17 protein-coding genes are annotated in these 15170 nt (G+C 39.4%); 11 read left to right on the top strand and 6 right to left on the bottom strand.

The genetic code is table 11. The features are described from left to right. Positions 1-276 precede the first annotated feature (276 nt). The gene (locus HH219_RS09085; protein WP_169327229.1) at positions 277-930 is read right to left on the bottom strand and encodes a DUF6058 family natural product biosynthesis protein; all 654 of its coding nucleotides are present in this window, start codon (positions 928-930) and stop codon (positions 277-279) included. A gap of 171 nt (positions 931-1101) precedes the next feature. Here HH219_RS09085 and dapA point away from each other — a divergent pair, with 171 nt between their 5' ends. Next, positions 1102-2016, top strand: coding sequence for a 4-hydroxy-tetrahydrodipicolinate synthase (dapA, locus tag HH219_RS09080; RefSeq protein WP_054203852.1), 915 nt, complete (start codon positions 1102-1104; stop codon positions 2014-2016). Between the two features lie 50 nt (positions 2017-2066). Here dapA and HH219_RS09075 read toward each other — a convergent pair whose 3' ends face one another. The 4 genes from HH219_RS09075 to HH219_RS09060 are packed head-to-tail and all read right to left on the bottom strand — an operon-like array spanning position 2067 to position 5581. Continuing rightward, positions 2067-3071 carry a BtrH N-terminal domain-containing protein gene (locus HH219_RS09075; protein WP_169327228.1) on the bottom strand — a complete coding sequence of 335 codons (1005 nt, stop codon included), beginning with the start codon at positions 3069-3071 and terminating at the stop codon, positions 2067-2069. A gap of 10 nt (positions 3072-3081) precedes the next feature. Continuing rightward, complete coding sequence (locus HH219_RS09070) at positions 3082-3483, bottom strand: hypothetical protein (protein WP_054203850.1); 402 nt, start codon at positions 3481-3483, stop codon at positions 3082-3084. Between the two features lie 13 nt (positions 3484-3496). Further along, positions 3497-4651, bottom strand: coding sequence for a beta-ketoacyl-ACP synthase III (locus HH219_RS09065; RefSeq protein ID WP_169327227.1), 1155 nt, complete (start codon positions 4649-4651; stop codon positions 3497-3499). Positions 4652-4660: 9 nt separating this feature from the next. Further along, entirely contained in the window at positions 4661-5581 is a 921-nt protein-coding gene (locus tag HH219_RS09060) for a hypothetical protein (RefSeq protein WP_054203848.1), read from the bottom strand. A gap of 80 nt (positions 5582-5661) precedes the next feature. On the opposite strand from HH219_RS09060, the gene HH219_RS09055 reads away from it, so the two are divergent. Then, positions 5662-6111: a DUF2141 domain-containing protein gene (locus HH219_RS09055; RefSeq protein WP_054203847.1), complete on the top strand. Its 450-nt coding sequence runs from the start codon at positions 5662-5664 to the stop codon at positions 6109-6111. Between the two features lie 45 nt (positions 6112-6156). Here the strand turns inward: HH219_RS09055 and HH219_RS09050 are convergent, their stop codons facing one another. After that, positions 6157-6975 carry a hypothetical protein gene (locus HH219_RS09050; RefSeq protein ID WP_169327226.1) on the bottom strand — a complete coding sequence of 273 codons (819 nt, stop codon included), beginning with the start codon at positions 6973-6975 and terminating at the stop codon, positions 6157-6159. Between the two features lie 218 nt (positions 6976-7193). Between HH219_RS09050 and HH219_RS09045 the strand changes: the two genes are divergently transcribed. From HH219_RS09045 to HH219_RS09005, 9 genes are all read left to right on the top strand, one after another. Then, positions 7194-9245 carry an NADPH-dependent 2,4-dienoyl-CoA reductase gene (locus HH219_RS09045; protein WP_169327225.1) on the top strand — a complete coding sequence of 684 codons (2052 nt, stop codon included), beginning with the start codon at positions 7194-7196 and terminating at the stop codon, positions 9243-9245. 68 nt (positions 9246-9313) lie between these two features. After that, positions 9314-10237 carry an ABC transporter ATP-binding protein gene (locus tag HH219_RS09040; RefSeq protein ID WP_169327224.1) on the top strand — a complete coding sequence of 308 codons (924 nt, stop codon included), beginning with the start codon at positions 9314-9316 and terminating at the stop codon, positions 10235-10237. Then, on the top strand, positions 10231-11394 hold the full coding sequence (locus HH219_RS09035; RefSeq protein ID WP_054203843.1) for an ABC transporter permease: 1164 nt from the start codon (positions 10231-10233) through the stop codon (positions 11392-11394). The genes HH219_RS09040 and HH219_RS09035 overlap by 7 nt, the downstream gene beginning before the upstream one ends. Continuing rightward, positions 11385-11657, top strand: coding sequence for an acyl carrier protein (locus HH219_RS09030; RefSeq protein WP_054203842.1), 273 nt, complete (start codon positions 11385-11387; stop codon positions 11655-11657). Before HH219_RS09035 ends, HH219_RS09030 begins: the two co-directional genes overlap by 10 nt. Beyond that, entirely contained in the window at positions 11657-12775 is a 1119-nt protein-coding gene (locus HH219_RS09025; protein ID WP_169327223.1) for a beta-ketoacyl synthase N-terminal-like domain-containing protein, read from the top strand. The genes HH219_RS09030 and HH219_RS09025 overlap by 1 nt, the downstream gene beginning before the upstream one ends. 3 nt (positions 12776-12778) lie before the next feature. Next, entirely contained in the window at positions 12779-13285 is a 507-nt protein-coding gene (locus tag HH219_RS09020) for a hypothetical protein (RefSeq protein ID WP_169327222.1), read from the top strand. A gap of 96 nt (positions 13286-13381) precedes the next feature. Then, positions 13382-14113: a beta-ketoacyl synthase chain length factor gene (locus HH219_RS09015; protein ID WP_169327221.1), complete on the top strand. Its 732-nt coding sequence runs from the start codon at positions 13382-13384 to the stop codon at positions 14111-14113. After that, a complete protein-coding gene (locus HH219_RS09010; protein ID WP_211842086.1) occupies positions 14110-14886 on the top strand; it encodes a lysophospholipid acyltransferase family protein in 777 nt (258 codons plus the stop codon). The genes HH219_RS09015 and HH219_RS09010 overlap by 4 nt, the downstream gene beginning before the upstream one ends. Beyond that, positions 14879-15136, top strand: a complete 258-nt coding sequence (locus HH219_RS09005; protein WP_169327219.1) for a phosphopantetheine-binding protein — start codon at positions 14879-14881, stop codon at positions 15134-15136. The genes HH219_RS09010 and HH219_RS09005 overlap by 8 nt, the downstream gene beginning before the upstream one ends. Positions 15137-15170: the final 34 nt, after the last annotated feature.

Below are 15170 nucleotides of genomic sequence, written 5' to 3'. Positions count from 1 at the left end.
ACTAACCCACATTAAAGTAGGCCGCTTTTAAGTTAAACAGCGCTACTAATATCCATTTTATTAAAATAATGATCATGCTAGTGAATTAAATAACTCATAAACTGCGTTATTTAATAACGGCTCACTAATTTAATGCAATAGGTATAACTCCCTGATGTATTGAGATTATTACATACTTAGCTATTCAATTAATACCTTGTTTGAAAATACTGTACTCGAATGAGCCTCATATAGCATTTATGCGGTGTTTGATTTGATTGTCGTCAGTGTTAATCGTTACTTGACTGATAAATCATATTTAAGTACCAAGGCATCTATATACCGTGTGCGCAGTGTTTGTTGCTTTTCGTGATCAGCGCCGTGACTCAGGGCACGGTTAAGTAACTTTAATGCAGGGTGTAGTTTTATGCGCTCATCTTGTGTTAGGTTTGCTTTAGTGCGCAGCTCAGTTATGTCGTCTACGATTAGCCGGCCTATATCGACGGCGGCCATTTCGTCAATTAATCCGTTTTGTGTTAATACGCCGTATTTACTACATAAAAACTGTTGCCATACTTGCTGCAAATGTTCTTCAAGTTCACAGCCAAACAACTCTTCATTAAACTCAAATCCTTGTTGCGCTAATTTAGTTAAGCTTGCTGTGTACTGTTGTGCAAAATAATTAAAAGCATGGCTAGATGATTCTATTTTTTGTTTTGCTAAACCTTGCCCCCAATTAACACAACCTCGTGGGTAATAATCGTCATATTCTTCACATTCATATAACCCTGAATAGGAACTGCAACTAAGCTGATTTTTTATACAATAACTAGGTTTTGGGAATAACCCATTTTGTTGCCAATTGGCAAGAGTGTCTTCATCGATAGCTAAAGCATGACAAAGCTCTTCGCTATGGTAAAAGTGGGTTGCTAAAAATCGTGATAAACGCATAAAAGTGCACTCAAGGTTAAAAAATAAAATATACTGTCTATTTATACAGTTGTTTATTTTGGCCTATGCACCTGAATAACACAAGTTATTTAATAAATTAGTGCCCCAATACTCGGAAAATGCCCGCTTTTATGATACAAATACGGCAAGTTTTTTTAAGAATATTTTTTTATGCGCTCCCTAGAACAAATTAAGCAAGCAAGTCTTATTACAGCAATTAAAACGCCGTATCTTCGTACTGGTGAAATTGATTTAGCCACGTACGATTTTTTAGTTGAACAGCAAATAGCTGCCGGTGTTGATGGCATTGTTGTTGGTGGCACAACGGGCGAAGGCCAGTTAATGAACTGGGAAGAGCATTTAATGCTGATTGCACACAGCGTTAATAAGTACTCAGGTAAGTTGATTATAGTGGGCAATACAGGCAGCAATAATACCCGTGAGGCAGTTAAAGCCACTGAATATGGCTTTGCAAGTGGTATGGATGCTGCATTGCAAATTAACCCTTATTACGGGCGTACATCACTGGCTGGCGTAAAAGAGCATTTTAAACGTGTATTAGCGATTGGACCTGCGTTTATTTATAACGTAGCCGGTCGCACAGGGCAAGATTTAACGCCTGACATTATGGAGCCTTTAGCTCAACACGAAAACTTTATTGGTGTAAAAGAGTGTGGTGGTAATGAGCGTGTTAGCCATTATGAACAGCAAGGTATTGCATGTTGGTCTGGTAATGATGATGAAGCACATGACGCTCGCCATAAGTTTGGTGCACATGGCGTTATTTCAGTAACTTCTAATTTGATCCCTGGTTTGTTCCGAGAATTAATGGATACCCAAAACGACAATTTAAATCAATCATTACAGCCTTTGATCGACTGGTTATTCTGTGAGCCAAACCCAATAGCGATTAATACGGCATTGATGATGACAGGGGCGGTTAAACCTGTATTTAGATTACCGTATGTACCACTTAATGACGAGCAACAAACGCAGGGCGTTACTCTTATAAATGCATTATCAGTTGACGATTTTGTTGGTGATATCGCGGTACCATTAGTTACTAAGGATTTAGTGATAGGCTAAAACAGTCTATTACTGAGCTTAAAAAGTCACCCTTGGGTGACTTTTTTGTTTTAGGCTACTGCTCCAATGAGTAATTTACTCAGCTTAGCTTCTTGCTCAGCGACTTGTTCGAGCTTATTGGCTATATCGTCTAAGCTGATGTCACCCCGTTTTTTACAATATTTAACGGCATCCATAGCGAACTCTCGCCATAAGTCACCTACTAATGTTGTGTGTTCAGCGCATTGATTAAGAGCAGGGGTTTGAGTGAGCTGTGCGGCTTGCTCTAAAAAGCTCGCATACATAAATCTAAATCCAGCACCACCGGTGCCTATCTCTTCTTGCATACGCACAATGTGAGCTAGATAAAGGCGGGCATATTTAGGTGGCTTTTTATCTAACTGACGAATTTGTTTCGCCATATGACGAATGCCTTTTAGACCAAAATAAGGCAATACTAAGCCGTTCATCATTTTTGCGGTTTTTTTAATGGCTGGTTTAATAACGTGTTCAAGCTGTGTGTGAGTTGGCGTGCTGCGGATCACATACATGAGTCCTTTGGCTGCCAAAGCCCCCTTGGCAAAACGGGCATTTTTTAAATCCTCTGCAGCGCAGGTGACAGGGTGTTCAAATACAGGATCGCTGATCAAGTATTCACCTTGTTCATTTTTACCGTATACCACTAAGTTATGCGCATTAAAATGAAAACGCATATCTTCAGGGAAATAGGGCAACCAATAAACAGAACTCTGCAGGCCAACTAAGTTACCTTTGGCAAGTTCGTCATCGAGTACTTGCATTCCTACATCTGGGTTTGAAAATTTTCGTGTTTCAAGGTCAATATTTAGTTTTTTACATACCTTTTTTATGATTGTTTTTGGTGGCATGCGATAAGCAATAAGCGGCATACCACTTATTTTTACAAAAGGTAAATAAGCAAAAGTGAGGGCCGAAGCGAGGCCAAAAGCCATTGGCTCGCTCATATCAATGCCTTTACTTTGTAAAAGAGTGGCTACAACACCAGTTTCACAATGTGATGATTGCTGGTGGTTAATCGGTAAAATAATGTCAGGCATGAAGAGTTCGTTATTGTGAAGGCAATGAAAGTAAGGCGTCACGGCTAATTTTTAGCGTATCGCAATAGCGGTTTATGTTTTTATCAGACAATTTGGCAAAAATTGCGGGGCGTAAATGGCGTTTGATTTGCCATTGGAAAAAACCACTGGCGCCAGCAAGGGTCGCAATATCAAAGCGCCTTGCTAGCATATGATATGCCAGTGGTGAAATTTCACCGCGCAATGCTTGCTCAAGAGCTTGCGCGGTTTGTTCATTTAAATCATCAACAGCTAACTGGGTTGCAAAACTTTCGATTTCCCAACCAGATGATTTAACCCCTTGATAATGACCGCTATCATCTACAGCGTAAAGTAACTTGTTTTGGCCTTGGTAGCTTTTACTATTATCTTGAGGTACGTCATCTTTTTTCATAAAGTGCTCTTAACTATCGACTAACTACGGTTAATTGCATAAATGCACTTGAAAAACGCCCACTTTCTGGCACGTAACACAGTAATTTTTGACCGTCAGTCAATCGCCCTGACTTAAATAACTCGTCCAGCATAATGAAAATTGACGCAGAGCCCGTATTACCCTTTTCAGTTAAATTCGTAAACCATTTTTCAAATGGAATTTGAAAGTCGATGTTACTTAGGCCATCAAATAAACGCTCACGAAAGTAACCTGAAGAATAGTGCGGTAAGAAAAAGTCGTAATCAGTGGCCGTAAGTGCACGTTTTTTAGCTATTTTACTTAGGGCATCTTCAACAGTGTATTTTACAATGTTTTCGTTAAGTAGTTTTACATCTTGTTTGACTGATAAAATTGACTGTTGTTCTCGTTCTTTAGAGTCATAACGGGTCCAGCTTTTAAGTTGCCCATCGATTTTTTCAGCGCCAGCGTACATACACGCTTCTAGCTGATCTGCATAGGAGATAATATCAATCCAATCGATGCGCAAAGATAAACCGGTAGGATTTGCTTGGTTACTTAATAATGCAGCACCTGCACCATCAGAAAGCATCCAACGTAGAAAGTCTTTTTCAAAAGCAATTTCAGGTTTTTGATCCAGCATGTCTACTTTGTAATCACTCTCAGCACTAAAATTTCGGGAATGCATTACATTTGATGCTAATTCACTTGCAACAACGGCGCTGTGTTGGCTTTCGCCTGCTTTAACATTTAGGTAGGCGTATTTAAGTGCAGTCATACCACACAAACAAATCCCCGCAGTTGAGACAACCTCAAGGCTTGGGTTTTTAAGTTCACCATGGACCATAACACCGTGATTAGGCATGATTTGATCGGCCATCGAGGTACTTGCAACTAAACAGTCCAGTTGCTCTAGTCGGGTACCATCAATTGAAAATAAACCACGTATTGCGTCTGCAGCTAAAGAGGCATTGGTATAATTATACTCGCCTGTTTGAGGGTCGATGGCGTAGTAGCGGTTTTTAATTTGATTACTACGTAAAATGACTGGTTTAGCGCGGGAGCGCTGCCCTCCAACTTCACCTAATACAACTTCCATTTCTTTATTACTAACAGCTTCATTAGGCAATACAGCATGCAAGTTGTTTATGTATACAGCATTTTCCATAACGTACAACTACTCTCCTGATGGCTCGGCAAAATAGGCTTTTTGCTTGGCAATTCTTTTTCTAGTTAAGGGGGTGATTAATTTTTTTATTATTGCAGTAATTGGTACTACAGTAATAATTAAGGTCAGCAAAAATAACACATAGATCAATAGCCCACAACTGCGCCGCGTTGAGTGCATTGGGCCAAGCGTACTGAGGATTTTACTCCAAATGCGAAAGCTGTGTTGGCCAACACGCTCACTTGCAATAAACTTTTCATTTACTTTAACGGCGCCAAGGCCTTTTAATACAGGTTGTTGTAAGTATTGTTTATCTTGCAGTGCGTGTAATGCATTTTCTATCGCAACACCAAAACGACTGGCAGCTTTAATTTCATGCTCCGCTACCCCTGCTGCAGGTACCCACGAAACTGACTTTTTCTTGCCGGAGAACATCCAAAGAGGCGTTGCTAAGAAGCTAAAACCAGTTCCGCATTCATCGCTAAGCACGACATTATCGATTAAATTAGCATTTACATTTTTTAGTAGCTGCTTCATTTTTTCTTGTGCACTTAACCACATACCACGACAGCCAATGACGGTAATGACAGGTTTATTGTTAAGTAGTCGTTGTGCTTGCTCTGACTGCATAAATGATGAAATAGGTAATGATGGAGATAAAAACCAGACTTGGTAAGTTAAAATAATTAAATCATAGTCATCATGTGCAGGCTCAACGACTTCCATAGGCTGGGGAGTCATTTTTACGCATTCAGGAAATATATGAAAAAATGTCAAAAAAGGCCATGGGAATGGGAATGGGGTACTTGGTTTTAAATTCAAATAATCAACAGTTATAGCTTCATTGGCACGTAAAGGAGTGACAATTGATTCTGTAATATTAGTCAGTTGACCCGTTTGTGAATAATGAATAACGAGGACCTTGCGCATCCTTTTACCTTTCCTAACGTCCTAAAAGTTCGCTATTATACATAACTATCAAAAATCAAACCATATAAATGGATGTTTACATGATGAAAATAATGGTTATTTTAATGATGCCTATGCTGTTTTCTGGTCAGCTTTTAGCTAATTCAGACCGTATCTCGCTGGCTATTTCATTCGCTAAATTCAAACAGCAAGAAGGTAACCTTCATTATCAAGTTCTTGATTGTAATGATAGCGAGGGTTCTTGGGATACGTTGGCGGTGATCACAACACAGCAACTACCAGTGTCCGCGGCTGTACACGATGTTACGGTTGAAGATTTACCCGTGGGAAAGTATTGCGTTCGTTTTTTTCAAGATTTAAATGCTAATGGGGAACTAGACCTTGCTGCAAACTCGGTTCCGCGTGAGCCTGTAGGCTTTTCAAATAATCCAAGTTTAATGATGGGCCAACCAGAACCTGAAGATTGTGTACTTCAATTGACACAAGATGAAGCGATTAAGGTAAAAGTTAATAATAAAAGACGCCGCTAATTCGCGGCGTCTTTTATGTTTGGTATTATTTAACCTGAGGTAAGGTTAGTTAAATTGCTTTGCTATTTCTTCTAAATTAAGTGTGCCTACTTGGTAATAGGGGCCTTTTCCTTTGATATGTGCTGGGCAATGTTTGCGTAATGCACGTACTGAGCTATTTTGCGCGGCGTCTTCAATTAGTCTTTTATAGCGACCATCTGTGTTTCTTGCTAATCCTTTACATACCCACGCTAATGTATCGTATTGTTGTTTACGAGCTTGCTGGTAATTTTGCGCAAAATACTCAGCTAAAGTATCGGTTACCTGTTGTGATGCATCACTTCTTATTGCGTAATCTTGAGCTAAACGTTTTATTTCAAGAACATTACCATGGGAAATGTCTAGTAAAGCTTGTTCTTCAATACTTCGAGATTGTATCGCTTTTTTTGGAAGGGCTTGGAGTTGCTCTAAATTAATACTGCCGATGGTGTATTGTTCAACAGGACTTTTTGGAAGACGCTTATACGACTTTTTAGCGTGTTTACGTACCTTCTTATGAGCGTCACTTTTAATTACACGATAAAGTAAATCACGGTATCGTGCACTATCAGACTCACCAAGTGCTCTACATGCCCATGCTATTGAGTCTAGCTGATAATCAGGTGCGCTAAGGTAATTTTGTGCAACAAACTCTGCAAGTACATCAAGCACTTGCGTATTTGAAATATTGTTTGCAACTATAGATTGTGCTGCCATTGTCAGCTGGCTTAAATCACCTGATATTAGGCGATCGTAATCACGTTGCTCAGTGGAAGTTAAAGCAAAGGCAGAACTTGATAATGTAACTAAACTTAATCCTATTAATAACGACTTTAATGAAAACATAATCATTCCTTGTTTAAAAGAAGAAAATGCAGATTAGATGTCATCTGCGTGGCTATAATGATAATCGCCGAAGAAGGGGACAACAAGGCCTATTTTTCATTTATGGATATAAAGTATGCTGATTTTGCTGCGAATGTTAAAATATAACAGTAAATTTTGCAGTCATAATTAAAGCTTGTTACTCTAGCGCGGTTTTGTACCACAATTGTGTTGTTTTCATGTTATATAACCATTTATTTACGCCTTTCCAATTAGGTTCCACTACACTGAAAAATCGTGTAGTGATGGGTTCTATGCATACTAATCTAGAAGAGCTTCCTCAGGGATTTGAGCGTTTAGCCGCTTTTTATGGCGAGCGGGCACACGGGCAAGTTGGACTAATTATCACTGGTGGAATTTCACCAAATCCAGAAGGTATTTTAGCACCAAATCGCAGTGTCTTAGATTCATCAACTGCGGTTGCACATCATCAGCTTATTACCGAGGCTGTTAAGTCCCACGGTACTAAAATTTGCATGCAAATATTGCATGCAGGACGCTATGGTTATCATCCTAAACAAGTTGCGCCTTCAGCTATCCAAGCGCCTATTAGCCCTTATACACCTGCAGAATTAACACATGAACAAATTGAAAAACAAATTGATGATTTTGTACTGTGCGCCAAGCTTGCAAAACAAGCAGGGTATGATGGTGTTGAAATTATGGGATCGGAAGGATATTTAATCAATCAGTTCATAGTCAAAGCGACTAACCATCGTGATGATCAATGGGGTGGGTGTTATGAAAACCGTATTCGTTTTGCTGTTTGCATAGTCGCGCGCGTTCGTGCTGCGCTTGGTGATGATTTTATTCTAATCTTTCGTTTATCATTACTTGATTTAGTGGCCGATGGCAGTACGTTTAACGAAGTGCTGCAATTAGCACACGCATTAGAAAGTGCAGGTGTTGATATGCTTAATTCGGGTATCGGTTGGCACGAGTCACGTATTCCTACAATTGCAACCAGTGTACCAAGAGCGCTATTTTCATCATTAAGCCAACGCCTAAAAGCTGCGGTGTCAGTGCCTGTTATTACGAGTAATCGAATTAACACACCTGAAGTTGCAGAACAATTGTTAGTGGATGGACACGCTGACTTTATCTCGATGGCGCGGCCATTTTTAGCGGATAGTCAATTTGTGGCTAAAGCCTTTGCAGGGCAAAGCGAACAAATAAATACATGCATAGCATGTAATCAGGCTTGTTTAGATAATATTTTTGTTAACTTGCCTGCTTCTTGTATTGTGAATCCACGGGCTTGCAATGAAACATTAATGCCTATAAAACCAGCCAAGATGATAAAAAATATAGCTATCGTTGGTGGCGGAGCTGCTGGTATGGCTTGTGCTATATATAGTGCGGAGCGAGGACATCAGGTTACATTATTTGAACAAACCGCCCAATTGGGCGGGCAGCTATTATTAGCAGCGAATGTACCAGGCAAAGAAGAGTTTAAAGAAACCCTGCGTTATTTTAAAAGTCGCTTAGCAAATCTCAATGTTGTAATTCATTTGCAAAACAGTGCCGATATAGCAACTTTATCTGAATTTGACCACTGTGTGATTGCCACTGGTGTTAAAGGAGCTACGCCGAATATTGAGGGAATTGAACAGTCAAACGTTGTAGGTTATCAGCAAGTACTTAATGGTGAAGTCAAACTGGGCTCAAAAGTCGCCATTATTGGTGCCGGTGGCATTGGATTTGATGTAGCGACATTTATAACTGCAAATAATATGGTTAAAAACACGAAGCTGTTACCTCTTAATGAAAGTGATGAGACGGATGCTGATCAATTTACTCATCAGTGGGGGATCGATCTTAGTGTTACTTACCCAGGCGGGATAAAAGATAAAGCAGGCAAATCTACAGCGGCTAATGAGGTTTACTTACTGCAGCGTAAGCTACGCAAACACGGTGCTGATTTAGGTAAAACCACAGGGTGGATCCATCGTGAGCATTTAAAGCAACAAGGTGTAAAAATGCTTGCTGCGGTGAATTATCAAAAGATAAATGCTCAAGGGCTACACTTAAGTGTGCGTAAACGTGAGCGACTATTGGACGTTGATCATATTGTTAATTGCAGTGGTCAGCAATCTGTACTCCCTGAATATCAACAACAGCTTAGCCAGTTATTGATTCCAGTTAGCTTTATTGGTGGTGCATTAAAAGCTGAAAAATTGGATTTACAACGGGCAATAGGCGAAGCGTTCTCGCTGGCACAAAGTTTATAATAAATGATAACGATGTTTAAAGTGGTCAAAAATCATAACAAGGATGTGACAATGGAGCAGGTAAAGTTATGGCGCATGTAAAACCGGTTATGTTGACGTTAGAAAACGTTAGCTTTGGTTATAAGCAAAATGCTCCTTTGAGTATCGATAACGTGTCGCTTAGTTTAATTAAAGGCAGTTGTACTGCTATTTTAGGGCCAAATGGTGCAGGTAAATCGACTTTAATTTCTTTAATGACGGGTTTATTAATGGCGCAAACAGGTGCTATAAACTACCCATTTTATAAACAGTACGGTTTGACTCAAGCAATTGCACAAAAAGTGGCTTTAGTGCCGCAAGATTTTGCGTTTTATCATGAGTTAAGTGTGTATGATAATTTAGCTTTCTTTGTTTCTATTAGCGAAAAAAACCGCCACTTACATGCCGAGCATATTGGATCAGCTATTAAACTATGTAACCTTGAAGAGGTTGTTAATAAAACCGCAGGTACGTTATCGGGGGGATATAAGCGTCGTTTAAATATTGCCATAGCTTTGAGTAAACAGCCTGATATTATCTTTTTAGATGAACCTACCGTAGGGATAGACCCATTATCTCGAGATGCAATAATTACGCTTTTACTCGATTTAAAACGCCAAGGGAAAACGTTAGTGTATACATCCCACTTATTGCATGAGGTGGCTCAGCTATGCGATGACGTGGTATTTTTACGCGGTGGAAAGGTTGTTGCCCGTGAAGCATTAAATAGCGAGAAGCTCTCTTTGAGTTTTTCTACATTTAAGCCGTTATTAAACACTCAAAGCACGCTTTTTAGTCAGCAGCTAGTGACGCTTGAAGGTAATCACTATCAGTTGGTTATTAATAATAGTGAACAACTCGGCGCTGCGTTTAGTGCACTCGGCCAATTAAGTGATGATATTAAAGCATTGTCGTTTTCAGACAATCATATTGAGCAGCTTTATCGTGACCTATTTGCGGAGCCATTATGCTAATCCATACAGTAAAAAAAGAAGCACGCTTAATAGCAAATGATCTGCATAGTTTAGCCGTGTTATTACTGATGCCGATTTTATTTATGGTGATAATGACGATGGCAAGTAGCCAATCACAACAGAATATGCAGTCTAATTTATCGTTAAGTGTCATTGGAAAAGCCTACAGCAAACATAGCAATGTTTTAATTGAACTATTAAAAGCACAAGGTTTTATAGTGCCAAGTTCACCTATTACTCAAACTAAACAAAGCACACTGACGATTGCTCCTAAATTTGATCAGTTAATTTTAATGCGACAAGGCACGAGCCAACTAACGCTGGAAATTAGTGATGAGCTCGCGCCACAAACTCGCATGCTGATGACTGAAAAAGTAAAAGCCAGCTTAGCGCAATTAAAATTGTATCTGTATATGTTAGATACTGGTGATTTAGATGTCGATTTGCCCCTCAATGAGCAAATAAGTCAGATTATAACTGCTTCAGATGTCAGCTATTTATTAGCGCAACAATCTATCAAGGCACTCGATAACCCCGCATTAAATAGTGTGCCCGCATGGTGGGTATTTGGTATCTACTTCATTGTGCTGCCCATTTCATTGACGTTTATTAATGAACGCAATAATGGGACTTTAGTTAGATTAAAAACTTACCCTATTAGTATGGCTCGTTACTTTTATAATAAGGCGTGTGCATATGTGTTGGTGAGTATAGTACAAGGAGGGTTACTTGCGCTGATTGGCTGTATTGTGATCCCGTATTGTTTAGATTTACCACTTTTATCTTTGCATGGGCTGCTTTATAGCATACTGACCTTTATAACCGTCAGTTGTACGGCCATCGCATTTGCCTTGCTATTGGCAAGTTTGGTATCGAGTTACGAGCAAGCAATTGTTGTAGGCGGTGGGGTAAATATTATTTTAGCCGCATTGAGTGGTTTTATGGTACCGCTGGAAATTATGCCAGATAATTTAGCCGCACTTGCTAATGGCTCGCCTATGTACTGGTCAGCGCAATTATTACGACAGCTTATGAGTGAATCGATTGATCACACTTTTTGGCAATATAGTGCATCACTTTGGGGTTTTTCATTGTTATGCTTTACTGCCGCATTATGGACATTTAATAAAAAAATGAGGAATTTGACATGGAATTAGCAGAGCTAAAACTACAATTGAAACAGTTAATCATTACTGAGTGCGATAAGGAAGATGATTTTGAACCCGCAGATATTATTGACTCAGAGCCATTGTTTGGTAGTCAATCACGTATCAATTTAGATTCACTTGATGCTCTGCAACTATCGCTTGTGCTTAAACAGCATTTTGGAATTAAAGTTGAAGGCTCAAAAGAAACGCGAAAGCATTTACAGTCTATTGATACTATAGCCGATTTTATTGTTCGTGAGCGTGAAAAGTAATGACTTTACGGGATGTGTATTTAAATGCCAGCGACGTGCTATCGGCGTCATTAGGCTGTGAAAAAAGTAGCCAAATAACCACGCAAGAAGGTACGCGTGTTGGATTTAAATCATTCCGTGATGAAATTAGCTGTAATGATTTCTTTGGTATTTTGGCGCATTTTGACACCTTGCTTTTACCACTTTTTAAGAAATTACAGTTGTCAGCTGACGAACTTGCAAAAACCAGTCTATTTTTGGGATCAACATCTCTTGATATTAGTGCCGTTGAGCTCGGAGCTGAAGATACATTATGGTTATCAAAAACGGATAAAATAAGCCAAGAGCTGGTCAAGCGTTATGGTTTGAACGAGCTTGAGTTTACTTTCAGTACAGCATGTACTGCCAGTGCTAATGCTTGTTTATATGCCACACGGTTAATAGCACAAGGAAAAATTGAGCACGCACTAGTTATTGGTTGCGAGTTTTACAATCCGCTTACGGTTGAAGGATTTAAATCGTTAGATTTGATCAGCGCGACAGGATTAGCTGCATTTGCAAAAGGGCGTTCCGGGCTCATTTTAGGTGAAGGCCTTGGTGCGTTATACTTATCCTCAACACCCACTGATCAATATAATTTGCGAGTTCTTGGTGGTGCATCATCGTGTGATACATACAGTCTAACCATGACTAAAGAAGATGGTAGCCATATAGCGCATGTGATAAATGAGTGCTTAACGCAAACAAATATTACATGTGACGATATTGATTTAATTAAAGTGCATGGCACAGCGACGCTTGGGAATGATGAAGCAGAGTGTAATGCACTCTCATCGCTATTTATTCGTGATTCATTAACTACTGACCAAATATCAGCAAAACAATTACCGCCTATCATTGCGTTTAAACCTTATACAGGCCATACCCTTGGCGCATGCGGCGCGATAGAAATTGCGCTATTTGTTAAATGTTTAGAGCTAGGAAGTTATACGCCACCAAGTTATACGCATAGTGAAGATGAGCTAATGTGGCCGTTTTATCATGGCGCACACTTTAATAACGTGGATACTGTTTTGTTTAATTACTTTGGTTTTGGCGGTAATAATGCTGCGTTAGTATTACAGCGTTACAAGGGTTAACGAATGAAAGAATTAGCAACGAGTCATATTAGCTTTGAAAAGAGTTTAGATATAAAAAGCTTACGACAACAAGTAAAGCAAGAAACCGGTTTAGTTGTACGTAGAATGGATGCGTTTACATTAATTGCTTTACTTGCTGTTCATCGAGCTAAAGGTGACATCCAGCTCAGTAAACGTTGTGGTTTATATAGTTGCGCTGATTATTTTTCAAGCGAACTAATGCAGTCAATGCTACGAGATATGCACAACGCGCAGGCTATAAAACCATTAAGCTTTGTTGCAAGTGTGGGTAATGCAGCTAATTATTACCTTGCAAATACATTTGGGATAGATGGCCCCAATATATTTTTAGGCAGCAGTGAGCAGGCGATGGTCAAAAACCAGGTATTAGCTGAAGCTGATATGGGTTCAAACTTAATCGATCACGGTGTAGTCGTCGTGTGGCAAGAAGACGAGAAAGTACGCCAATGTTGGGTTAAAATCATAGAAAATGATGGTTTTTCCAGCTAACGCGAACGTTTCTGCGGGTTTTCCTTGAATCAGCGGTAGCACAACTGTAGAATTTAGCCTCTTTTTGTCACCACCTTTGTAATAAGGACTGTTACGTTGAAATTTGCCATAAAAAAATGTATCGCTTGGGGCGATGGTAAAACTTGCCTTGAAGATTGGCAGGCTTTTGCAAACAACGTCAGCATACAGGCGAAAACGTTAACTCTTCCTGAATTAAAACAGATACCTGCAATGCAGCGTCGACGCTTAAGTGCGTTTGCCAAACTGACATTACACTGCGCTTTAACTGCAAGTGATACGTATCAACATGAAATTCCCAGTGTTTTTTCATCTCGTCATGGTGACTTACATAAAACAAGTAAATTAATAGCAGATGTCGCGAGTAAAGAAGCACTTTCGCCAACGCACTTTGGCCTATCAGTCCATAATGCTGTGGGTGGTTTGTTTAGTATTTACACAGGTAATAAAGCCCCGTTAAGCGCTGTATCAGCGGGCGAAGATAGCTTTTTTATGGGCTTAGTAGATGCAGTTGCTAAACTACATACCCGTAAATATAAACGTATTTTATACGTATACAGTGATCAAGCCGTCCCTGAGCATTATCAGAATTACGTACAGCAACACGCTGATAATATTGCCGTCGGCTTATTAATTGAAGCTAGCGATAGTGTAGATAATTATAGTATTGAATGTGTTGGCCATGATAATGTGCAATCAGCCGAAAACCTACAACTACAGGCGCTGGATTTTTTAAAGTTTTACTTCTCACAACAGCAACAACTTTCTACTTGTTCTAAACGTTATAAGTGGCAGTTAACGCGTTCATGAAAGCAAAATGGATAAAAATATATCGCGTATTTGCCACAGGCAGTGCGTTTGCCTTATTTAGTGGCGGTGGTTTGGTACTGTCTATTTTGGTGTTTTCAATCCAACGGTTAATTTATCGTGATATCAATCAGCGTAATCAAGCCGCACGCACTGCGGTACATTACTCATTTAAGTTTTTTGTAGGTTATATGCGCTTAGTCGGCATACTACGATTAGACATCGATAAGCTTGATGAAATAAAACACGCGAAAGGACAGTTGATTATTGCTAATCACCCATCCTTAATTGATGTGGTTGTGCTCATTTCTATTGTACGTCATGCTGATTGCGTGGTTAAAGCTGATTTATGGAAAAACCCTTTTCTCAAAGGCGTTGTTAAAGCCACCGGTTATATAAATAATGATGCAGATCCTGATTATTTTTTAGGGCAATGCCAACAAAGTTTTGCTCGCGGTAACAATCTTATTGTATTCCCTGAAGGGACGAGAAGTACCCCTGGAAATACATGGAAATTTAAACGTGGCGCAGCCAATATCGCGCTTCGTACTGAAGTAGATATGTTGCCAGTACTGATAGATGTCAGTCCAGTCACATTAACGAAAGGTCAAAAATGGTATCAGGTTACTGATCGCCGTTTTACTTTCAAAATGCGTGTACTGCCCCCTTATTTAATTGAACCTTATTTACACTGCGAACAATTATCTAATAGCGTCAGGCAGTTAACGCGTGATTTACAAGCTTATTTTAACGAGGAAAAATCAAAACATGAGTGATTTAAGCACTGAAGTAAAACAACTTATCATCGAAACGTTAGATCTTGAAGATATTGAAGCAGCAGATATTAACGACGAAGAAGCATTATTTGTTGATGGCTTAGGACTAGATTCAATTGATGCATTGGAATTAGGTGTAGCTATTAAAAAAGCATACGATGTGAAAATCGATGGCAATACCGATGATAGTAAAAAACATTTTTACTCGGTTAAAACCTTGTGTGATTTTATTGCCTCAACACGGGCATAATTTATTGCAGTTCTAAAACTGTATTGTTTGGAAG

The organism is Pseudoalteromonas sp. NEC-BIFX-2020_015 (assembly GCF_012952265.1).
GTDB classification, from domain to species: domain Bacteria; phylum Pseudomonadota; class Gammaproteobacteria; order Enterobacterales; family Alteromonadaceae; genus Pseudoalteromonas; species Pseudoalteromonas neustonica.
Note: the sequence above shows the minus strand (reverse complement) of the source record. Positions and strands in the feature narration are given on the sequence as shown.